The sequence below is a fragment of the Pseudomonas vancouverensis genome (genome assembly GCF_004348895.1).
In the GTDB taxonomy this organism is placed as follows: domain Bacteria; phylum Pseudomonadota; class Gammaproteobacteria; order Pseudomonadales; family Pseudomonadaceae; genus Aquipseudomonas; species Aquipseudomonas vancouverensis.
Genome location: NZ_RRZK01000007.1, coordinates 401177 through 421112 on the forward strand (window position 1 = coordinate 401177; position 19936 = coordinate 421112).

The 19936-nt window shown below is 61.0% G+C and carries 20 protein-coding genes and 1 pseudogene; 10 read left to right on the top strand and 11 right to left on the bottom strand.

Annotated elements, in window-relative coordinates:
* Nucleotide 1: 1 nt before the first annotated feature.
* From rnk to cyaY, 3 genes are all read right to left on the bottom strand, one after another.
* Nucleotides 2-412 (bottom strand): nucleoside diphosphate kinase regulator, encoded by a 411-nt coding sequence (gene rnk, locus EIY72_RS06260; protein WP_093228716.1) that lies wholly within the window; start codon nucleotides 410-412, stop codon nucleotides 2-4.
* 126 nt (nucleotides 413-538) lie between these two features.
* A complete protein-coding gene (locus EIY72_RS06270) occupies nucleotides 539-763 on the bottom strand; it encodes a DUF1289 domain-containing protein (RefSeq protein ID WP_093228712.1) in 225 nt (74 codons plus the stop codon).
* Nucleotides 764-766: 3 nt separating this feature from the next.
* Nucleotides 767-1099: an iron donor protein CyaY gene (gene cyaY / locus EIY72_RS06275; protein ID WP_093228710.1), complete on the bottom strand. Its 333-nt coding sequence runs from the start codon at nucleotides 1097-1099 to the stop codon at nucleotides 767-769.
* 210 nt (nucleotides 1100-1309) lie between these two features.
* On the opposite strand from cyaY, the gene lptM reads away from it, so the two are divergent.
* The 6 genes from lptM to EIY72_RS06310 are packed head-to-tail and all read left to right on the top strand — an operon-like array spanning nucleotide 1310 to nucleotide 5926.
* A complete protein-coding gene (lptM, locus tag EIY72_RS06285) occupies nucleotides 1310-1486 on the top strand; it encodes an LPS translocon maturation chaperone LptM (protein ID WP_093228707.1) in 177 nt (58 codons plus the stop codon).
* Nucleotides 1487-1498: 12 nt separating this feature from the next.
* The gene (gene lysA, locus EIY72_RS06290; protein ID WP_093228702.1) at nucleotides 1499-2746 is read left to right on the top strand and encodes a diaminopimelate decarboxylase; all 1248 of its coding nucleotides are present in this window, start codon (nucleotides 1499-1501) and stop codon (nucleotides 2744-2746) included.
* 4 nt (nucleotides 2747-2750) lie between these two features.
* A complete protein-coding gene (gene dapF / locus EIY72_RS06295; protein WP_093228697.1) occupies nucleotides 2751-3581 on the top strand; it encodes a diaminopimelate epimerase in 831 nt (276 codons plus the stop codon).
* Nucleotides 3582-3594: 13 nt separating this feature from the next.
* Nucleotides 3595-4320: a DUF484 family protein gene (locus EIY72_RS06300; RefSeq protein ID WP_093228692.1), complete on the top strand. Its 726-nt coding sequence runs from the start codon at nucleotides 3595-3597 to the stop codon at nucleotides 4318-4320.
* A 2-nt stretch (nucleotides 4321-4322) separates the two neighbouring features.
* Nucleotides 4323-5222: a tyrosine recombinase XerC gene (gene xerC / locus EIY72_RS06305; protein ID WP_093228687.1), complete on the top strand. Its 900-nt coding sequence runs from the start codon at nucleotides 4323-4325 to the stop codon at nucleotides 5220-5222.
* Nucleotides 5219-5926 (top strand): HAD family hydrolase, encoded by a 708-nt coding sequence (locus EIY72_RS06310; RefSeq protein WP_093228684.1) that lies wholly within the window; start codon nucleotides 5219-5221, stop codon nucleotides 5924-5926. The genes xerC and EIY72_RS06310 overlap by 4 nt, the downstream gene beginning before the upstream one ends.
* 105 nt (nucleotides 5927-6031) lie before the next feature.
* Here the strand turns inward: EIY72_RS06310 and sutA are convergent, their stop codons facing one another.
* The 4 genes from sutA to glnK form a co-directional block, all read right to left on the bottom strand.
* A complete protein-coding gene (gene sutA, locus EIY72_RS06315; protein WP_093228680.1) occupies nucleotides 6032-6355 on the bottom strand; it encodes a transcriptional regulator SutA in 324 nt (107 codons plus the stop codon).
* 101 nt (nucleotides 6356-6456) lie between these two features.
* Nucleotides 6457-6882 (bottom strand): secondary thiamine-phosphate synthase enzyme YjbQ, encoded by a 426-nt coding sequence (locus EIY72_RS06320; protein WP_046818495.1) that lies wholly within the window; start codon nucleotides 6880-6882, stop codon nucleotides 6457-6459.
* Between the two features lie 216 nt (nucleotides 6883-7098).
* Nucleotides 7099-8436 carry an ammonium transporter gene (locus tag EIY72_RS06325; RefSeq protein ID WP_093228675.1) on the bottom strand — a complete coding sequence of 446 codons (1338 nt, stop codon included), beginning with the start codon at nucleotides 8434-8436 and terminating at the stop codon, nucleotides 7099-7101.
* 35 nt (nucleotides 8437-8471) lie between these two features.
* Nucleotides 8472-8810, bottom strand: coding sequence for a P-II family nitrogen regulator (glnK, locus tag EIY72_RS06330; RefSeq protein ID WP_002555808.1), 339 nt, complete (start codon nucleotides 8808-8810; stop codon nucleotides 8472-8474).
* 416 nt (nucleotides 8811-9226) lie between these two features.
* Here glnK and EIY72_RS06335 point away from each other — a divergent pair, with 416 nt between their 5' ends.
* Nucleotides 9227-9496, top strand: coding sequence for an accessory factor UbiK family protein (locus EIY72_RS06335; RefSeq protein ID WP_093228672.1), 270 nt, complete (start codon nucleotides 9227-9229; stop codon nucleotides 9494-9496).
* A 239-nt stretch (nucleotides 9497-9735) separates the two neighbouring features.
* Nucleotides 9736-11229: a YifB family Mg chelatase-like AAA ATPase gene (locus tag EIY72_RS06340; protein ID WP_093228668.1), complete on the top strand. Its 1494-nt coding sequence runs from the start codon at nucleotides 9736-9738 to the stop codon at nucleotides 11227-11229.
* A gap of 59 nt (nucleotides 11230-11288) precedes the next feature.
* On the opposite strand, the gene EIY72_RS30305 is transcribed toward EIY72_RS06340, so the two are convergent.
* The 3 genes and pseudogenes from EIY72_RS30305 to EIY72_RS06355 form a co-directional block, all read right to left on the bottom strand.
* Nucleotides 11289-12149, bottom strand: a complete 861-nt coding sequence (locus EIY72_RS30305) for a methyl-accepting chemotaxis protein (RefSeq protein ID WP_371315385.1) — start codon at nucleotides 12147-12149, stop codon at nucleotides 11289-11291.
* A pseudogene (locus tag EIY72_RS30310) lies at nucleotides 12144-13433 on the bottom strand (Cache 3/Cache 2 fusion domain-containing protein); the annotation flags it as partial. The gene EIY72_RS30305 and the pseudogene EIY72_RS30310, both read right to left, overlap by 6 nt.
* A gap of 18 nt (nucleotides 13434-13451) precedes the next feature.
* A complete protein-coding gene (locus EIY72_RS06355) occupies nucleotides 13452-14372 on the bottom strand; it encodes a LysR substrate-binding domain-containing protein (RefSeq protein ID WP_093228660.1) in 921 nt (306 codons plus the stop codon).
* Between the two features lie 158 nt (nucleotides 14373-14530).
* Here EIY72_RS06355 and EIY72_RS06360 point away from each other — a divergent pair, with 158 nt between their 5' ends.
* Nucleotides 14531-15928 (top strand): NorM family multidrug efflux MATE transporter, encoded by a 1398-nt coding sequence (locus tag EIY72_RS06360; protein ID WP_093230787.1) that lies wholly within the window; start codon nucleotides 14531-14533, stop codon nucleotides 15926-15928.
* A 56-nt stretch (nucleotides 15929-15984) separates the two neighbouring features.
* On the opposite strand, the gene EIY72_RS06365 is transcribed toward EIY72_RS06360, so the two are convergent.
* Nucleotides 15985-17658 (bottom strand): putative bifunctional diguanylate cyclase/phosphodiesterase, encoded by a 1674-nt coding sequence (locus tag EIY72_RS06365; RefSeq protein WP_093228657.1) that lies wholly within the window; start codon nucleotides 17656-17658, stop codon nucleotides 15985-15987.
* 264 nt (nucleotides 17659-17922) lie between these two features.
* On the opposite strand from EIY72_RS06365, the gene rep reads away from it, so the two are divergent.
* Nucleotides 17923-19932 (top strand): DNA helicase Rep, encoded by a 2010-nt coding sequence (gene rep, locus EIY72_RS06370; RefSeq protein ID WP_093228653.1) that lies wholly within the window; start codon nucleotides 17923-17925, stop codon nucleotides 19930-19932.
* The last annotated feature ends 4 nt before the right edge of the window (nucleotides 19933-19936 follow it).

Here is a 19936-nt window from a genome sequence, read left to right on the forward strand (position 1 = left end):
GTTACTCCGGGAACGCACCGCCATTGGCCGGTTGCGACTCGACTTCCAGCAGGGTCAGCTTGAGCGTCTTGCCGCCCGGTGCCGGCCAATCGATGTGCTGGCCAACCTTCAGGCCGAGCAACGCGCTGCCCACAGGCGCGAGGATCGAGATCTTGCCTTCGTCGGCGTTCGCATCCTTCGGGTACACCAGGGTCAGGTGATAATCCTTGCCACTGCCTTCTTCACGGCAATGCACACGGGAATTCATGGTCACGACATCCGCCGGCACTTCTTCGTGGCCGACGACGGCGTCGGCGCGGTCCAGTTCGGTTTGCAACGCAATAACGCCAGGCAGTGTGTCATCCAGGCTGTCGATCAGACGCTCCAGACGCTGTACGTCCAGACGGGTAAGGGTGATGGAAGGTGCGGTCATGATCAGGGCAGACTCCTTTCTTCTGCACGAAAAAAGCAAAACCCCGCCAGAAGAAGGCGGGGTTTTCACAAGCCTCGATGGGTTGAGGCGTAGCCGGACACTATCACAGCTCAATAAATATACAAGTCATGGCCCGGCGAGCTGCCTGCGCTGCAATGCCTGGTCACAAATAACCCGTCGACGCTGGTCATCCGCCGAGCGCCATTCGCGGATGTCTTCGACATGACGAAAGCAACCCAGGCAAACTTTCTGCTCATCCAGCCGACACACGCCGCTGCACGGCGAGGGCACCGCCGGGCTGATATTGCTGTAGAGCGGCTTGGGTGGCCGGACGGTAGCGGGCTGACTCACGGATTACAGCCCCTCGAACTCAAACTTCTCGCCCGCCTGCTCCCAGACAATACGCTCGAGCATCTCGCCCAGTTGCTCTTCGCTTTTATCGCACAACCAGCGCTCGCTCTCTTCGTCGTAGTCGAAGTGAAAACCGCCGGATACTGCCGCCAGCCACAGCTGACGCAGCGGCTCCTGACGGCTGAAGATCAGCTGGCTGCCGCTCTCGAATTTGACGGTCAGTACGCCGGCCGAACTTTCCAGATCGATATCCAGGTCGCTTTCTTCAAAGATGTCCTCCAGGGTTTGCTGGGTGGCATCGACCAAATCATGGAAACGGGCTTCGGACAAACTCATTGCGGCAACCTCAAAAAATGTCTGATCACGCTCAAGCGCCGCAAGATACGGCCGAGCACCGTCGATTGCAAAGAATAAAGACCCACGAGGCCTGCATGATACCGACCATCATCCGGCCAAGGCCCGCCGGACGGGCGGTCCGTTGCATAGGCAAGCTGACGGGTGGCCGGTATACTCCGGCGCAATTAATGCATTTTCAAGGATTTCGCCATGAAGCGCCTGATCTCCTCCCTTGCTGCGCTCCTCGCGGTTGCCTGCCTGGTGTCGGCCTGCGGTCAAAAAGGCCCGCTGTACCTGCCTGACGACAAGCAGGACCCTGCCGAGCAAGCCAAATCGTCGCAACAGCAGCCTGCTTCCAAGGCGCACAAGCACGACGTCTACCAATAATAAGGGAACCTCATGGACGCTTTTAACTACCGTGACGGTGAACTGTTCGCGGAAGGTGTTGCCCTGTCTGCCATCGCCGAACGCTTTGGTACACCGACCTACGTTTACTCCCGCGCGCACATCGAAGGCCAATACCGGGCTTACGCCGACGCACTGGCCGGCATGCCGCACCTGGTGTGCTTTGCCGTCAAGGCCAACTCCAACCTGGGTGTGCTGAATGTCCTGGCGCGCATCGGCGCCGGTTTCGACATCGTTTCCCGTGGTGAGCTGGAACGTGTACTGGCCGCCGGTGGCAGTGCCGACAAGATCGTGTTCTCCGGCGTCGGCAAGACCCGTGACGACATGCGTCGCGCCCTGGAAGTCGGCGTGCACTGCTTCAACGTCGAATCCACCGACGAGCTGGAACGCCTGCAAGTGGTCGCCGCCGAGCTGGGTGTGCGCGCGCCGATTTCGCTGCGCGTGAACCCGGACGTCGACGCCGGCACCCACCCGTACATTTCTACCGGGCTCAAGGAAAACAAATTCGGCATCGCCATCGCCGACGCGGAAGACGTGTATGTGCGTGCCGCTCACTTGCCCAACCTGGAAGTGGTCGGTGTCGATTGCCACATCGGTTCGCAACTGACGACCCTGGAACCCTTCATCGACGCCCTCGACCGCCTGCTGGCCCTGGTCGATCGTCTCGGCGATTGCGGCATCCACCTGCGCCACATCGACCTCGGTGGTGGCCTGGGCGTGCGTTATCGCGATGAAGAGCCGCCATTGGCTGCAGACTACATCAAGGCCGTGCGCGAGCGCCTGGTCGGCCGTGACCTGGCCCTGGTCTTCGAACCGGGCCGCTTCATCGTGGCCAACGCCGGCGTACTGCTGACCCAGGTCGAGTACCTCAAGCACACCGAACACAAAGATTTCGCCATCGTCGACGCCGCCATGAACGACCTGATCCGCCCTGCGCTGTACCAGGCCTGGATGGACGTCACGGCCGTGCGTCCGCGCGACACCGCTGCCCGCGCCTACGACGTCGTCGGCCCGATCTGCGAGACCGGCGACTTCCTCGCCAAGGATCGTCAGCTCGCGCTGGAAGAAGGCGACCTGCTGGCCGTGCATTCGGCCGGCGCCTACGGGTTTGTCATGAGTTCCAACTACAACACCCGCGGTCGCGCCGCCGAAGTGCTGGTGGACGGTGATCAGGCATTTGAAGTGCGTCGCCGTGAAACGGTAGCCGAGTTGTTTGCTGGCGAAAGCCTGCTGCCGGAGTAAACCCATGCTGCTGCGTTTTACCAAAATGCACGGCCTGGGCAATGACTTCATGGTCCTCGACCTGGTCAGCCAGCACGCGCACATCCTGCCCAAGCACGCCAAGCAATGGGGTGATCGGCACACCGGCATCGGTTTCGACCAGCTGTTGATCGTCGAGGCGCCGAGCAACCCGGACGTGGACTTCCGCTATCGGATTTTCAACTCCGACGGTTCGGAAGTGGAACAGTGCGGCAATGGCGCGCGCTGCTTCGCGCGTTTCGTGCTGGACAAGCGTCTGACCGCGAAACGCCTGATCCGCGTCGAAACCAAAAGCGGCATCATCGAACTGGATGTGCGTAATGATGGCCAGATCTGCGTGAACATGGGCGCTCCGCGCCTGGTGCCGGCGGACATTCCGTTTCAGGCAACAGCGCAGGCCACCAGCTATTCGGTGGATGTCGACGGTACTGCGGTCGACCTGGCCGCCGTGTCCATGGGCAACCCCCATGCCGTGGTGCGGGTCAGCGATATCAACAATGCACCGGTGCATGAACTGGGGCCGAAAATCGAACATCACCCGCGCTTTCCAGCCCGGGTCAACGTCGGTTTTCTCCAGGTCATCGACCGGGGTCGCGCGCAGTTGCGTGTCTGGGAGCGCGGTGCCGGGGAAACCCAGGCTTGCGGCACCGGCGCCTGTGCCGCGGCAGTGGCTGCGATCAGCCAGGGGTGGATGGATTCGCCGCTATTGATCGACCTGCCGGGCGGGCGTCTGTCCATTGAATGGGCAGGCCCTGGCCAACCGGTCATGATGACCGGCCCGGCTGTGCGAGTATACGAAGGACAAGTGCGTCTTTAAGTGAGCGAAAGCCATGACCGATAAGCCTCAGGTACCCGCACGACCGGCCGAAGAAACAGCGTCCGAAAGCCCCGAGGCGGCAGCCATTGCCGCCTACCTCGAAGCTCATCCGGATTTCTTCGTTGATCACGAAGAGCTGCTGACGACCCTGCGTATCCCCCACCGTCGCGGTGACACCGTGTCGCTGGTGGAACGCCAGATGGCCATCCTGCGCGACCGCAACATCGAGATGCGTCACCGCCTCTCGCAGTTGATGGACGTCGCCCGGGACAACGACCGGCTGTTCGAAAAGACCCGTCGCCTGATTCTGGCGTTGATGGACGCAGCCAGCCTGGAAGACGTGGTGATGTGCGTCGAAGACAGTCTGCGCCAGGAATTCCAGGTGCCCTTCGTCAGCCTCATCCTGCTCGGCGACAACGCCATGCCGGTCGGCCGCTGGGCGACTCATGCCGAGGCGCAGGTGGCCATTGGCGGGCTGCTCTCGGAAGACAAGAGTGTCAGCGGCAGCCTGCGCGAGCATGAGCTGGACTTCCTTTTCGGTGAAGAGCAGCGCAAGCAGATCGGCTCGACCGCCGTCGTCGCCATCAGCCATCAAGGCATTCACGGCATCCTGGCCATCGCCAGTCGCGACCCGCAGCACTACAAAAGCTCGGTGGGTACCTTGTTCCTGAGCTACATAGCCGAAGTCATGGGCCGCGTGCTGCCACGGGTCAACAACCCCCTGCGCTCGGTACGCTGATCATGGAACGACAACTGGACGCTTACTGCGAACACCTGCGCAGTGAGCGGCAGGTGTCGCCGCACACCCTGTCGGCTTACCGCCGCGACCTCGATAAAGTCCTCAACTGGTGCCTCAAGCAGAACATCGGCAGCTGGGCAGCACTGGATATCCAGCGCCTGCGCGGCCTGATTGCGCGCTTGCACGCCCAGGGCCAATCATCCCGCAGCCTGGCACGATTGCTCTCGGCGGTGCGCGGGCTCTATCACTATCTCAACCGCGAAGGCCTGTGCGACCACGACCCGGCCAATGGCCTGACACCACCAAAGGGCGAACGGCGCCTGCCAAAAACCCTCGACACCGACCGCGCCTTGCAACTGCTCGAGGGCGGGGTTGAGGATGATTTTCTGGCACGCCGTGATCAGGCGATCCTGGAGCTGTTCTATTCCTCTGGCCTGCGCTTGTCAGAGCTGACCGGGCTCAATCTCGACCAGCTCGACCTGGGCGACGGCATGGTTCAGGTACTCGGCAAGGGCAGCAAGACCCGCCTGCTGCCGGTGGGCAGCAAAGCCCGCGAGGCGCTGGAACAGTGGCTGCCGCTACGGGCCATGGCCAATCCGGTGGACGATGCAGTGTTTGTCAGCCAGCAGGGCCGACGCCTCGGCCCCCGCGCGATTCAGCTACGGGTCAAGGCTGCCGGCGAACGCGAGCTGGGGCAGAATCTGCACCCGCACATGCTGCGGCACTCCTTTGCCAGCCATCTGCTGGAGTCTTCTCAAGACCTGCGGGGCGTACAGGAATTGCTCGGCCATTCGGACATCAAGACCACGCAGATCTACACCCACCTGGACTTCCAGCACCTGGCAGCGGTCTACGACAGCGCCCACCCACGGGCAAAACGCATGAAAGGCGACGATTCATGAGTATTCAGTTGATCACCTTCGACCTCGACGACACGCTCTGGGACACCGCCCCGGTGATCGTCAGTGCCGAAGCCGTTTTGCGAGAATGGCTGAGCGAGCACGCCCCAAACCTAGGCGCAGTACCGGTGGAGCACCTGTGGGCCATTCGCGAACGCGTGCTGAGCAGCGAGCCGGCCCTGAAACATCGCATCAGTGCATTGCGCCGCCGGGTGCTGTTTCATGCGCTGCAAGAGTCCGGTTACGCACAGGCCGAAGCCTCGGATCTGGCCGACAAAAGCTTTGAAGTATTCCTGCATGCCCGGCATCAGATCGAAGTGTTCCCCGAGGTCGAGCCCACCCTGGAGATTCTCGCCAATCACTACGCCTTGGGCGTAGTCACCAATGGCAACGCCGATGTTCGTCGACTGGGTCTGGCGGACTACTTCAAGTTTGCCTTGTGCGCCGAAGACATCGGCATCGCCAAACCGGATGCGCGTCTGTTCCATGAAGCCCTGCAACGCGGTGGCGCGAGCGCTCAGGCGGCCGTGCACATTGGTGATCATCCGGGCGATGACATTGCCGGTGCACAACAAGCGGGGATGCGGGCGATCTGGTTCAATCCGACCGGGAAGGTCTGGGAAGCCGATCGGCTACCTGATGCAGAAATCCAAAGCCTCACCGAGCTACCGGAGTTGTTGACACGGTGGAACGCGCCTTTAGCCTGACGCGACACCCTGCAGGGGCGAGCCTGTGTCGCGCTCGAGAGTTTTCTTTCAGGCATGAAAAAGCCCGCAGCGACGGCGGGCTTTTTCAGCAAGCAGACAACCGCCTCAGATAGGCCGGCTGCCGTACTTGTTGTCAGGCTTCTTGGGAGGATCGGCGACCACATTGGCCTCCACTTCCTGCACCTTGCCGCCACGAGCCAGGAACTCTTCCATGGCCTTGGCCAGGGCGTCGCGTTCCTTGTTCTTGGCTTCTACGCTCGGCAGCTCATCGACCGATACCGCTGCCTTGGCCTTGCCTTTGGCAGTCGGAACCGGCGCATCACCACCGTCGTCTTCAGCGACGTCTTCCGCCGCCGCTTCCAGGCCTTCTTCGCCCTCGTCTTCGTCGCCTACTTCGAGGTCGTCGTTTTCCAGATCATCGTCGCTCATGTTCTACCTCATGACTTGCGAAAAGCAGATTAGTTATAGCCCAGCTTCGCCATCTGTCGAAGGCTGCCAGAAAAAATTCAACAACCGCTGCTGACCAGCGGTTATGCCCCTTCACCGTGCAAGGTGGCGAGGACTTTACGGGCACCGCCATGATCACGGTGCTCGCCCAGGTAAACGCCTTGCCAGGTGCCCAACGCCAGTCGGCCCGCCGAAATCGGCAAACTGAGCTGACAGCCAAGTACGCTGGCCTTGAAGTGCGCCGGGAGGTCGTCCAGGCCTTCGTCGTTATGCTCATAGCCGTCTGTTCCTTGTGGGATCAGACGATTGAAAAATCGTTCGAAGTCGCGACGTACCGCCGGATCGGCGTTCTCGTTGATGGTCAACGACGCCGAGGTATGCTGCAGCCACAAATGCAACAGACCGACCCGGCACGCCTTGAGTTCAGGCAGGCCGGCGAGTAACTCGTCCGTTACCAGATGAAAGCCCCGGGGCCTCGCCCGCAGGGTAATCAGAGTCTGTTGCCACATACAGTTCTCCGCACGTTCGGGGCGCATTCTAGCGCGCTCTGTGAAAAAACAAAGGCCCTAATATTCCTTCATTCCTGTAAGCCTTCGACCGCACAAAAACACCCGGCACAAACTACGTAAAACCTGTAGGAAAAAACCTTTCAGCTGTTTCTTTCAATGACAAATTGCAGGCAAAAAAATGCCCGGCAAGCCGGGCAAGTTTTTTCATGCGCGTGCTTACAAGTTGTAGCCGCGTTCGTTGTGAAGCGCCAGATCGATACCGACAGCCTCTTCTTCTTCGTTGATCCGCAGGCCCATGACCATGTCCAGGACTTTAAGGATGATGTAGGTGGCGATCGCGGTGTAGATCACCGTGAAGCCAACGCCTTTGCACTGAATCCACACTTGTGCGGCGATGTCGGTCACGGTGCCAAAGCCACCCAGGGACGGCGCAGCAAAGACACCGGTCAGGACTGCACCGAGAATACCGCCGATACCGTGCACACCGAAGGCGTCCAGGGAGTCGTCATAACCGAGTTTGCGTTTCAGGGAGGTGGCGCAGAAGAAGCACACCACACCGGCCGCCAGACCGATGATCAACGAGCCCATCGGGCCTACAGTACCGGCCGCCGGGGTAATCGCCACCAGACCGGCCACCACACCCGAAGCGATACCCAGGGCGCTTGGTTTACCGTGGGTAAGCCATTCGGCGAACATCCAGCCCAGCGCCGCGGCAGCGGTGGCAATTTGCGTCACCAGCATCGCCATACCGGCGGTGCCGTTGGCGGCAGCGGCGGAACCGGCGTTGAAGCCGAACCAGCCGACCCACAGCATGGCTGCGCCCATCAGTGTGTAACCGAGGTTATGCGGCGCCATCGGCGTGGTCGGGAAGCCTTTGCGCTTGCCCAGTACCAGGCAAGCCACCAGCCCGGCCACACCGGCGTTGATATGCACCACGGTGCCACCGGCAAAGTCCAGCACGCCCCAGTCGCCCAGCAGCGAACCCGGACCGCTCCAGACCATGTGTGCAATCGGCGCATACACCAGGGTGAACCAAACGCCCATGAAGATCAGCATCGCGGAGAACTTCATCCGCTCGGCGAACGCACCGACGATCAGTGCCGGGGTGATGATCGCGAAGGTCATCTGATAGGTGACGAATACCGCCTCTGGGAACAGCGCCGCAGGGCCGGTAATGCTGGCCGGGGTAATGCCGGCGAGGAAAGCCTTGGCAAAACCACCCACGAAGGAGTTGTAGTTGACGACGCCCGCTTCCATACCCGTCGTGTCGAACGCCATGCTGTAGCCATAAAGGAACCACAGGATGGTGACCAGACCGGTGATGGCGAAGCACTGCATCATCACGGAAAGAATGTTTTTCGAGCGAACCATGCCGCCGTAGAACAGCGCGAGGCCGGGAATGGTCATGAACAGCACCAGGGCTGTCGAGGTCAACATCCAGGCGGTATCGCCGGAATTGAGGACTGGAGCCGCCACCGGATCTGCCGCCATAGCCAGGCCGGGCATTACGATGGACAACAGGGCTCCTAGCCCTGCGAATTTACGCAGAGTCATATTGTTTTCTCCTGGGGCGTTGGGTTTGTGGCGGCTTAAATAGCGTCGGTATCGGTTTCGCCGGTACGGATGCGAATCGCCTGTTCCAGATTGACCACGAAGATCTTGCCGTCACCGATCTTGCCGGTGTTGGCAGCCTTGGTGATGGCCTCGATTACCCGGTCCAGATCCTTGTCGTCGATGGCGACGTCGATCTTCACCTTGGGCAGGAAATCGACCACGTACTCCGCGCCGCGATACAGCTCGGTGTGACCCTTCTGCCGACCAAAGCCTTTGACTTCAGTAACGGTAATGCCCTGCACGCCGATCTCGGACAGCGACTCGCGTACGTCGTCCAGCTTGAACGGCTTGATGATGGCAGTGACTAGCTTCATGAAAACTCTCTCCCGAATTGGTGGACTTGCCCCAGGAAAACAAACCCGTCTCAAGTCTAAGCGCAGTGCCTGGCTTTGTAACGCATCGTCGGCCCGACTTGCCCGTTCGACGCCAGCTAAACCGCTCCGTACGAAACTTCCCCGCTTCGCTTGGCGCACTGCATTCGTCACAGCGACTGCATCAGTGCATGGGTCATCAGCATCTAAGCAGAAAGCTTGCCATCTCCACAAAACTGACTGTTTTCAAGCCGTTACCAGCGGATGCTGGCCACTTCGCAACCACACTCGACACGTTACGCACAACAACGGTGCGAGACCATTCGTCCCCATGCGCGAAAAGCGTGCAACTGCCTCGCCTGGATTGACGACCAAGACTGCGTGGTACACTGCCCGACATTGTTTCCAGGACATTGCCCATGCTCGCGCCAAAAGACTTCCTCGACGCCCTGACCGGCACCGCCTCGCGCCTGTTCAGCGGTGATACCCCGCTGCCGAAAGCCGAAATCGAAAGCCAATTCAAAATGCTGCTGCAAAGCGCCTTCAGCAAACTGGACCTGGTCAGCCGGGAAGAATTTGATAGCCAGATGGTCGTGCTCGCCCGCACCCGCGCTCGCCTCGAAAGCCTCGAAGCGAAAGTCGCGGAAATGGAAGCGAAGCTGAATCCACCAAGCAACCCAGCCGAATAACATCACGGCCCCTGCGGGAGCAGGCTTACCCGCGATGGTCGTGAACGAAAACGCGTAAACCCGGATGCTGATCGGCGTCCTGCGCTTTTCGCCAACGAACTCGCTCTTGCAGGCGCCCTTCGCCTCTCCCCGCAACATCCAGTGAATGTTTACCCCCGCGACTCCCCCGGCAATACCTCCTCCCCCGACTACCCTTGAAAAACCGCAGGAAGCGGTCTCTGTCATTTCAAGGAACGACCATGTCCCTCTCCATTGTCCACAGCCGTGCTCAGGTCGGTGTGGAAGCGCCTGCCGTCACCGTTGAAGTTCATCTGGCCAATGGCTTGCCATCACTGACCATGGTCGGCTTGCCCGAAGCGGCGGTGAAGGAAAGCAAGGACCGGGTGCGGAGCGCGATCATCAATTCCGGGCTGCAGTTTCCGGCGCGGCGCATCACACTGAATCTGGCGCCTGCGGATTTGCCCAAGGACGGCGGGCGGTTCGACCTGGCGATTGCCTTGGGAATTCTTTCGGCCAGCGTGCAGGTACCGACACTGACGCTCGACGATGTGGAGTGCCTCGGAGAGTTGGCGCTCTCCGGCGACGTGCGTGCCGTTCGCGGGGTATTACCGGCTGCCTTGGCCGCACGCAAGGCCGGGCGCTCGCTGATGGTGCCTCGGGCGAATGCCGAAGAGGCGTGTCTGGCCTCGGGCTTGAAGGTAATCGCCGTCGATCATCTGCTGCAAGCAGTGGCGCATTTCAACGGCCACACACCGGTCGAGCCATACGTCTCCGATGGCTTGATGCATGCGAGCAAGCCATACCCCGATTTGAACGAGGTACAAGGACAAATGGCCGCCAAACGCGCCTTGCTGATTGCCGCTGCGGGCGCGCACAACCTGCTGTTCAGCGGGCCACCGGGGACGGGCAAGACGCTGCTGGCGAGTCGCCTGCCAGGGTTGCTGCCCCCTCTGGTGGAAAGCGAAGCCCTGGAAGTTGCCGCGATCCAATCGGTCGCCAGTTGTGTACCTCTGAGCCATTGGCCGCAACGCCCCTTCCGCCAACCCCATCACTCCGCATCCGGCCCTGCACTGGTGGGTGGCGGATCGAAACCGCAACCGGGCGAGATCACCCTCGCCCACCATGGCGTGCTGTTCCTCGATGAACTGCCCGAGTTCGATCGCAAAGTGCTGGAAGTGTTGCGTGAGCCGCTGGAGTCAGGGCACATCGTGATTTCCCGGGCCAGGGATCGCGTACGGTTCCCGGCGCGATTCCAGTTAGTCGCGGCGATGAACCCATGCCCCTGTGGATATCTCGGCGAGCCGAGCGGCAAATGTTCGTGCACACCGGACATGGTGCAGCGCTATCGCAACAAGCTTTCCGGGCCTTTGCTGGATCGTATCGACCTGCACCTGACGGTTGCCCGCGAGGCCACCGCGCTGAATCCAACGAGCAAACCCGGGGATGACAGCGCCAGCGCTGCAGCTTTGGTTGCCGACGCCAGGGAGCGCCAGCAAAAGCGCCAGGGCTGCGCCAATGCCTTTCTTGATCTGCCTGGGCTGCGGCGGCACTGCGCGTTATCCACAGCGGATGAACACTGGCTGGAATCGGCATGTGAACGCTTGACCCTGTCGCTGCGCTCCGCGCATCGGTTGCTCAAGGTGGCGCGGACGCTGGCGGACCTGGAGCAGGTTGACGGGATCAGCCGTGAGCATCTGGCGGAGGCGTTGCAGTATCGGCCGGCGACCCAATAAGCTCTGAAACCGAATCGCCTGCTCGCAAGCAGGCTCGCGAAGACGGTTTCATCACCCCCTCAACGAAACCGGTCCACTTCGGATCGCAATCCCGCGGCCAGGCTTTCCAGCTCTTTGGCCGTCACCGCAAGATGCGAAACCACTTCCCGCTGCTCACTGTTGGCCAACGCAATGCTTTGCAGATTGCTGCTGAGCAATGTCGCCGTACTGCTCTGCTCCTGGGTGGCCGTGGTAATCGCGGCAAACTGCTGACCTGCCGAACGACTCTGCTCATCGATCTGCGCCAGCGCGCTGGCTACGTTGGCATTGCGCGACAAGCCTTCCTGCATTAGCACATTGCCCTGCTCCATGGTGCTGATGGCATTGCCGGTTTCCTGCTGGATGCTCAGAATCATTCCGGAAATCTGATCAGTGGCTTCGCGAGTGCGGGACGCCAGGTTACGCACTTCATCGGCAACCACCGCGAAACCACGCCCCTGCTCGCCGGCCCGCGCCGCTTCAATGGCGGCATTGAGCGCCAGCAGGTTGGTCTGCTCGGCAATCGAAGTAATGACCCCAACAATGCCGCCGATTTCCTGAGAACGCTGACCCAGGGTGTTGATCACCGTCGCTGTGCTACCGAGCGCGCCAGCGATTTGTTCAAGCGATGCCGACGCTTCATCCATCGACGTACGGCCGATGCGGGTTTGCCGGGCGTTTTCCTGGGCCAGACGCTCGGTGTTGCCCATGTTGTCGGCAATGTTCAGCGACGTGGCGCTGAATTCTTCCACGGCACCGGCCATGCTGGTGATTTCACCGGACTGCTGCTCCATGCCTTCATAAGCGCCGCCGGACAATCCGGACAGCACCTGAGCACGACTGTTGACCTCCTGTGACGCCTGGCGGATGTGCTCGACCATGGTCGACAGCGCCTGGCTCATCTGGTTGAAAGCACGGGCCAGCTGGCCGATTTCGTCGTGGCTGGACACATTGAGACGCACGCTCAAATCGCCGGCGCCCAAGGCTTCAGCCTGACGCACCAGATCGCCCAGCGGCGCCAGTTTACTGCGCAACAGCCAGACCGCAGATCCGACCGCTACCAACATGGCCAGCAAGCTGCCGATGGCCAACTGAATTCCGACACTCCAAGTCACGGCACTGATTTCGCGTTTCGGCATGCTCGCCACCACTGACCACGGACCGCCTTCGAACGGCACGGCCAGGCTGTAGAAGTCTTCACCCTTGTCGCTCCAGAACTCACCTTTGCCCGGCGTCTTCGCCAACTGGGCGATGGTTGAAGTGGCCGGATCCTGCGCCTGTACGCCGGCAATCGGCACCAGCCACTTGCTCTGTTCGTCCAGCAACGCCAGGGAGCCGCTCTGGCCGATGCGGAAGCGGGTGAGATTGGCGAATTGTGCGTTTTGCGCGTCGGTGTAATCGAAGCCGACAAACAGCACCGCGATCACCTTGCCCGCACTGTCCCGCACCGGCGTGTATTGCGTCATGTATGAGCGATCAAACAACAAGGCTCGGCCCACGTAGCCCTGCCCCGCGATCAGACGCGAATAGGCTGGATGCCCATGATCGAGCAGCGTACCGATGGCACGGCTGCCGTCCTGCTTGGTCAGGGATGTGCTGACCCGGATGAAGTCTTCACCGCTGCGCACGAACAGGGTCGCCACACCGGCAGTCATTTGCTTGAACTCGTCGACTTCCTTGAAGTTGTTGTTGAGCACCTCACTCCCCAGATGCAGGCCCGGTGTCCGCACCCCGGCAACCGTCACCGGCTCATCGGGATGCACACTCAGGCCAGCACTGAAGCGCTTTTCGAACAGGCCGCTCAGACGCTGGGTGCTTTCACGCAGGGTGCCGTGGAATGTGCTCAGCTGATCGGCCAGCAAACGCGCTTCACTGGCCAGGTGTTCTTCGCGGGTCGCCAGGTTGGCGCTGTCCAGCGAACGCAAGGCGAACAAAGTACTTGCGCTGATGACGATCGCCAGTATCACGGCGAGCGCGAGCCCCAGTTGCGAGGCGATCCGGGCGCGAGGTTGAGACATGACGACTCCTGGCCGAGCAAGCGGATCGTCCTGATCACGGCCACACTCAGCAAATTTTTCGGTAATGGGGGAAATTCGACGAACCTGTACGAAGGTTCCATGTGCCAATATTCGGCGGCTAACGTGAATACTTGAGTGCTTCACCGGGAGATAACTTGAAGCCGTCATTGCGACAGCTTCATCGTTTCAGCTCAGATGTTCGACATCTGGCAGTTCCATGGCCCGCACTTCACCCTGCAGGAAGTCACTGAGCCTGTGCATGCGCTCGCCCCCAGGGCGGGTTTTCGGCCACACCAGGTAATAACACAGGCCGCTGGCCACCGCTGTTGGCCAGGGAAGACTCAAGCGCCCTTGGGCGACATCCTCGGCGACCATCAGCAGATCGCCCATGGACACGCCATATCCGCGTGCAGCGGCAATCATGCCCAACTCCAGGGTATCGAATACCTGCCCACCCTTGAGCGACACCTGATCGGTCAGCCCCATGCGCTCCAGCCAATAGCGCCAATCGCGGCGATCCGGCGTCGGGTGCAACAGCTCCGTGCTGGCCAGGCGCGTGACATCCCACGGCTGATCGTCACGCAGGTTGGCCGCCCCCACCGGGATCAACTCTTCCGGAAACAGGTAACTGGCTTCCCAGTCCGGTGGGAAATGACCATTGCCCAGCAGCACGGCGCAGTCGAACGGCTCATGGTTGAAATCCACTGAATCGACGTCCATCCAGGCACTGGTCAACTGCACTTCATTGCCCGGCTGCAAATGACGGAAACGGCTGAGACGCGCCAAAAGCCAACGCATGGTCAGAGTGGACGGTGCCTTCATACGCAGGATGTCGTCCTCGGCGCGCAACGTATTGCAGGCGCGCTCCAGGGCACCGAAACCTTCACGGATACCCGGCAGCAGCAAGCGGGCCGACTCGGTCAGTTGCAGATTGCGACCACTGCGATGAAACAGGCGGCAGGCAAAGTGCTCTTCGAGGGTACGAATATGCCGGCTGACGGCACTTTGGGTAATCGACAGTTCTTCAGCAGCCCGGGTAAAGGAGCTGTGCCGCGCCGCCGCTTCGAATGCGCGCAAGGCATATAAGGGAGGTAGACGACGTGACATCAGGAAAGCTCCTACAGCGCAATTTGCACAAATATGCTCGCACTCTCCAGCATGAGTTTAAATCATGCAACCCATCCTTTTTATCCCTTTGTGCAACCCCCGTAAAGCGCCGAGAATCGGTGCTTTCCTGTCCACTTTGAAAGTCGAGCGTGATGATCATGCAGCATCCAGCACGTACAGAACTCTGGGCCATCCTGCGGCTGTCGGGGCCGTTGATTGCTTCGCAGTTGGCGCACATGCTGATGGTCCTCACAGACACCCTGATGATGGCGCGCCTGAGCCCCGAAGCCCTGGCCGGTGGCGGGCTCGGCGCCGCCAGCTATTCCTTCGTGTCGATTTTCTGCATCGGCGTGATCGCGGCGGTGGGCACCCTGGTGGCGATCCGTCAGGGTGCCGGCGATATCGTCGGCGCCACCCGCCTGACGCAGGCCGGGCTGTGGCTGGCCTGGTTGATGGCATTGGTTGCCGGCCTGCTGCTGTGGAACCTCAAACCGGTGCTGCTGCTGTTCGGCCAGACCGAAACCAACGTCCATTCGGCCGGGCAGTTCCTGATTTTCCTGCCGTTCGCATTGCCCGGTTACCTGAGCTTCATGGCCCTGCGCGGTTTCACCAGCGCCATCGGCCGCGCCACGCCGGTGATGGTCATCAGCCTTGCCGGTACGGTTGCCAACTTCCTGCTCAACTATGCGTTGATCACCGGGATGTTCGGCTTGCCGAAACTGGGCTTGATGGGCATCGGCCTGGTCACGGCGATTGTCGCCAACCTGATGGCCCTGGCCCTGGCGTGGCACATCCGCCGGCATCCGGCGTACGACGCCTACCCGTTGCGTCAGGGTCTGTCGCGGCTCAATCGGCCATATCTCAAGGAACTGTGGCGCCTCGGCTTGCCGATTGGCGGGACGTACGCAGTGGAAGTGGGTCTGTTCGCCTTTGCTGCGCTGTGCATGGGCACCATGGGCAGCACGCAATTGGGCGCGCACCAGATTGCCCTGCAAATCGTCTCGGTGGCGTTCATGGTCCCGGCGGGCATGTCCTACGCGATCACCATGCGCATCGGCCAGCATTACGGCGCCGGGCAACTGCTGCGCGCGCGCCTGGCCGGAAGGGTCGGCCTGGCCTTCGGTGCCGCAGCGATGTTGTGTTTCGCGATGGTCTTCTGGCTGCTGCCCAATCAGTTGGTCGGGCTGTTCCTGGACCACAATGACCCGGCGTTTCAGGAGGTCATCAAGCTGGCCGTGAGCCTGCTGGCGGTGGCGGCATGGTTCGAGCTGTTCGACGGCACGCAAACCATCGCCATGGGCTGCATTCGCGGGCTCAAGGATGCCAAGACCACCTTCCTGGTGGGGCTGGGTTGCTATTGGTTGATCGGCGCACCGGCCGCCTGGTGGATGGCCTTCCACTTGAACTGGGGACCGACGGGTGTCTGGTGGGGGTTAGCGCTTGGCCTGGCCTGTGCGGCAGTGAGTCTGACGCTGGCCTTCGAGTGGAAAATGAAGCGGATGATCCGGCGAGAGCCGGCGCAACAGAATGGTTTCACAGTCGCTCAGCCAGACTGAGCCCCTGTGGGAGCGAGCTTGCTCACACAGGTTATTTGCCGAATGAAGAATCGGGATCAGCTAACAATTTCCAGCATGGGCTGCTGACTGGAACCAAACGTCAGGTATTCCACCAGATCCGCCAGCGGCAACGGCTTGCTGATCAGATATCCCTGCACCTGATCGCAATCGAACCCGCGAAGCAAGTCCAGTTGTTCCGGTGTCTCCACGCCTTCCGCCACCACCTCGAGATTGAGGTTGTGCGCCAGGTTGATCATCGCGTGCACCAATTTGCGGTTCTCCTCGCGCTGCTCCATGCCGCCGACAAAGCTCTTGTCGATCTTCAGCAAGGTGATCGGCAGGCTGTTGAGGTGCACGAAAGAGGAGAAGCCGGTGCCAAAGTCGTCAAGGGAGAAGCGCACACCAAGACGCCCGAGGGCATCCATGGTCTGCTTGACCAGATCGCTGCGGCGCATGACGGCGGTTTCGGTCAGTTCAAATTCCAGCCACTGCGCTTCGACGCCGCGTTCGGCAATCAACCGGCTCAGCGTCGGGAGCAACTGGCTGTCCTGAAACTGCCGGAACGACAGGTTGATCGCCATGTGCAACGCCGGGATGCCACGCTCACGCAGCGCCTGCATGTCGCGCAGGGCCCGGGAAATCACCCAGTAACCCAATGGCACGATCAAGCCACTCTGCTCGGCCAGCGGTACGAACTCGCTCGGCGGCAGCAAGCCACGCTCGCCATGGCGCCAGCGCACCAGGGCTTCGAGGCCAACGATCTGGCCGTCTTCAAGATTCAAGCGCGGCTGGTAGTGCAACTCCAGCTCATCGCGGCGCAGCGCCCGGCGCAACTCGGTTTCGAGGTCGGCGATGCTGCGGGCATTGCGGTTGATGCGTTCGTTGAAAATATGAAAGGTGCAGCCCTGGGTGCTCTTGGCCTGCTGCATGGCGATATGCGCATGCCACATCAAGGGGTCTGCACCTGCCTGGGCGCGGGCATGGGCGATGCCCAGGCTGGAGCCGATCAACAGGCTCTCGCCGTCGACCCAGTAGGGTTCCGCCAGGGCTTCGCTGATGCGTTCGGCCATCCACTCGGCGCGTTGCGGCGCACGACGGGTGTCGATCAACAAGGCGAATTCGTCACTGCCCAGCCGCGCCAGTTGATCACCGGCTTCGAGCTGGTTCTTCAGCCGCGCAACCACTTGCAGGATCAGGCGATCACCGGCCTGATGGCCAAGGGCGTCGTTGGCGTAACGGAAGTTATCGAGATCGAGATGGCCGAGGGCCAGGCCACGGCCGTCGTTTTCCGCCAGCCGTGCGGTCAGCAGGGTCTGGAAACCCTGGCGATTGGCGATGCCGGTGAGCGGGTCTTGCTCGGCCAGGCGTTGCAGAGTGGTTTCCAGCACACCACGCTCGCGCACATGCCGCAGGCACCGGCGCAGCATGCCGGGATCAAGCAGGTCGCGCACCAGCCAGTCACTCACACCGTCAGGTGGGGTCAGCGGCTCATGGTCGAGCAACAATACCGTCGGCAGGCTGCAACGGCCTGGCGCCGGTTGAAGTTCCGGGATCGTCAACAACACCGCGCTGCGGTTGTCATCGAACAGACTGCTGACCGACTCCCAACTCGGCGCGCTGATGAGCACGGCCGAGCTCCCCATTGGAGCCAGACACTCGCGCAACAACGCTGCCCACGCTGGCTCTTCGGCCAGTAGCAGCAAACGCAAGGGTTCGACAGGCGTAGACAAGCTAGCTCCCTAGACTCTGCAATGATGTAGGCGGCAGGCATTATGCCGTGCTGTTAACCAATGACCAATGACATCAGTTATCAAACGAGGCCTTTGTATCCGGAATTACGAACATTAGCCGTATATTCGTTGCGCATCCTGCGTGAAAGTATCAAAACCGGCAAATATAGATAGCGTGGTACGTCACAAGTCGGACAGAGCAGCACAATTCGCTGAGCCTGTTAAAATGCCGGCCCATTTCGTCAACGACTCCCGAATTTTCGTATGTCCCGACTCAATCCCCGGCAGCAAGAAGCCGTGAACTACGTCGGCGGCCCTCTATTGGTGCTCGCCGGTGCTGGCTCCGGCAAGACCAGCGTGATCACGCGCAAGATTGCGCACCTGATCCAGAACTGCGGCATCCGCGCCCAGTACATCGTCGCCATGACCTTCACCAACAAGGCCGCGCGCGAGATGAAGGAACGGGTCGGCACCCTGCTGCGCGCCGGCGAGGGCCGCGGCCTGACGGTCTGCACCTTCCACAACCTGGGCCTGAACATCATCCGCAAGGAACATGTGCGGCTGGGCTACAAACCCGGTTTCTCGATCTTCGACGAGACCGACGTCAAGGCCCTGATGACCGACATCATGCAGAAGGAATACTCCGGCGACGACGGCGTCGACGAGATCAAGAACATGATCGGCGCCTGGAAGAACGACCTGATCCTCCCGGCCCAGGCCCTGGAAAACGCACGCAACCCCAAGGAACAGACCGCCGCCATCGTCTACACCCACTACCAGCGCACACTCAAGGCGTTCAACGCGGTGGACTTCGACGACCTGATCCTGCTGCCGGTGAAGCTGTTCGAAGAACACGCCGACATCCTGGAGAAGTGGCAGAACAAGGTGCGTTACCTGCTGGTGGACGAATACCAGGACACCAACGCCAGCCAGTACCTGCTGGTGAAAATGCTCATCGGCAAACGCAACCAGTTCACCGTGGTAGGCGACGACGACCAGTCGATCTATGCCTGGCGAGGCGCGCGCCCGGAAAACCTGATGTTGCTCAAGGAAGACTACCCGTCCTTGAAAGTGGTGATGCTGGAGCAGAACTACCGCTCCACCAGCCGCATCCTGCGCTGCGCCAACGTGCTGATCTCGAACAACCCCCACGAATTCGAAAAGCAGCTGTGGAGTGAAATGGGCCACGGTGACGAGATTCGCGTGATCCGCTGCCGCAACGAAGACGCCGAAGCCGAACGTGTGGCCGTGGAAATCCTCAGCCTGCACCTGCGCACCGACCGTCCGTACAGCGACTTTGCGATCCTCTATCGCGGCAACTACCAGGCCAAGCTGATCGAGCTGAAATTGCAGCACCACCAGGTGCCGTATCGCCTGTCCGGCGGTAACAGCTTTTTCGGACGCCAGGAAGTAAAGGACCTGATGGCCTACTTCCGCCTGATCGTGAACCCGGACGACGACAACGCCTTCCTGCGCGTGATCAACGTTCCGCGTCGCGAGATCGGTTCGACCACCCTGGAAAAGCTCGGCAACTACGCCACCGAACGCAAGATCTCGATGTACGCCGCCACCGATGAAATCGGCCTGGGCGAGCATCTGGACAGCCGTTTCACCGATCGCCTGTCGCGCTTCAAGCGTTTCATGGACAAGGTCCGCGAGCAGTGCGCCGGCGAAGACCCGATCTCGGCGCTGCGCAGCATGGTCATGGACATCGACTACGAGAACTGGCTGCGCACCAATAGCTCCAGCGACAAGGCCGCCGATTACCGCATGGGTAACGTGTGGTTCCTGATCGAGGCGCTGAAGAACACCCTGGAAAAAGACGAAGACGGCGAAATGACCGTTGAAGACGCCATCGGCAAACTCGTCCTGCGCGACATGCTGGAACGCCAGCAGGAAGAAGAGGACGGCGCCGAAGGCGTGCAGATGATGACCTTGCATGCGTCCAAGGGCCTGGAATTCCCCTACGTGTTCATCATGGGCATGGAAGAGGAAATCCTCCCGCACCGCTCCAGCATCGAAGCCGACACCATCGAAGAAGAGCGCCGCCTGGCCTACGTGGGCATTACCCGTGCGCGCCAGACCCTGGCTTTCACCTTCGCCGCCAAGCGCAAGCAATACGGCGAGATCATCGATTGCTCGCCAAGCCGCTTCCTCGATGAGCTGCCGCCGGACGATCTGGCCTGGGAAGGCAACGACGACACACCGACCGAAGTCAAAGCCGTGCGGGGCAATAGCGCATTGGCTGATATACGCGCGATGTTAAAGCGCTAGAATT

Coding starts and splice junctions, on each gene's coding strand:
- dapF (WP_093228697.1), top strand. CDS start 2,751: ATGCTGCTGCGTTTTACCAAAATGCACGGCCTGGGCAATGACTTCATG.
- lptM (WP_093228707.1), top strand. CDS start 1,310: ATGAAGCGCCTGATCTCCTCCCTTGCTGCGCTCCTCGCGGTTGCCTGC.
- sutA (WP_093228680.1), bottom strand. CDS start 6,355: ATGAGCGACGATGATCTGGAAAACGACGACCTCGAAGTAGGCGACGAA.
- EIY72_RS06300 (WP_093228692.1), top strand. CDS start 3,595: ATGACCGATAAGCCTCAGGTACCCGCACGACCGGCCGAAGAAACAGCG.
- glnK (WP_002555808.1), bottom strand. CDS start 8,810: ATGAAGCTAGTCACTGCCATCATCAAGCCGTTCAAGCTGGACGACGTA.
- EIY72_RS06320 (WP_046818495.1), bottom strand. CDS start 6,882: ATGTGGCAACAGACTCTGATTACCCTGCGGGCGAGGCCCCGGGGCTTT.
- cyaY (WP_093228710.1), bottom strand. CDS start 1,099: ATGAGTTTGTCCGAAGCCCGTTTCCATGATTTGGTCGATGCCACCCAG.
- EIY72_RS30305 (WP_371315385.1), bottom strand. CDS start 12,149: ATGAGCCAGGCGCTGTCGACCATGGTCGAGCACATCCGCCAGGCGTCA.
- rep (WP_093228653.1), top strand. CDS start 17,923: ATGTCCCGACTCAATCCCCGGCAGCAAGAAGCCGTGAACTACGTCGGC.
- rnk (WP_093228716.1), bottom strand. CDS start 412: ATGACCGCACCTTCCATCACCCTTACCCGTCTGGACGTACAGCGTCTG.
- EIY72_RS06360 (WP_093230787.1), top strand. CDS start 14,531: ATGCAGCATCCAGCACGTACAGAACTCTGGGCCATCCTGCGGCTGTCG.
- EIY72_RS06335 (WP_093228672.1), top strand. CDS start 9,227: ATGCTCGCGCCAAAAGACTTCCTCGACGCCCTGACCGGCACCGCCTCG.
- EIY72_RS06355 (WP_093228660.1), bottom strand. CDS start 14,372: ATGTCACGTCGTCTACCTCCCTTATATGCCTTGCGCGCATTCGAAGCG.
- lysA (WP_093228702.1), top strand. CDS start 1,499: ATGGACGCTTTTAACTACCGTGACGGTGAACTGTTCGCGGAAGGTGTT.
- xerC (WP_093228687.1), top strand. CDS start 4,323: ATGGAACGACAACTGGACGCTTACTGCGAACACCTGCGCAGTGAGCGG.
- EIY72_RS06310 (WP_093228684.1), top strand. CDS start 5,219: ATGAGTATTCAGTTGATCACCTTCGACCTCGACGACACGCTCTGGGAC.
- EIY72_RS06340 (WP_093228668.1), top strand. CDS start 9,736: ATGTCCCTCTCCATTGTCCACAGCCGTGCTCAGGTCGGTGTGGAAGCG.
- EIY72_RS06325 (WP_093228675.1), bottom strand. CDS start 8,436: ATGACTCTGCGTAAATTCGCAGGGCTAGGAGCCCTGTTGTCCATCGTA.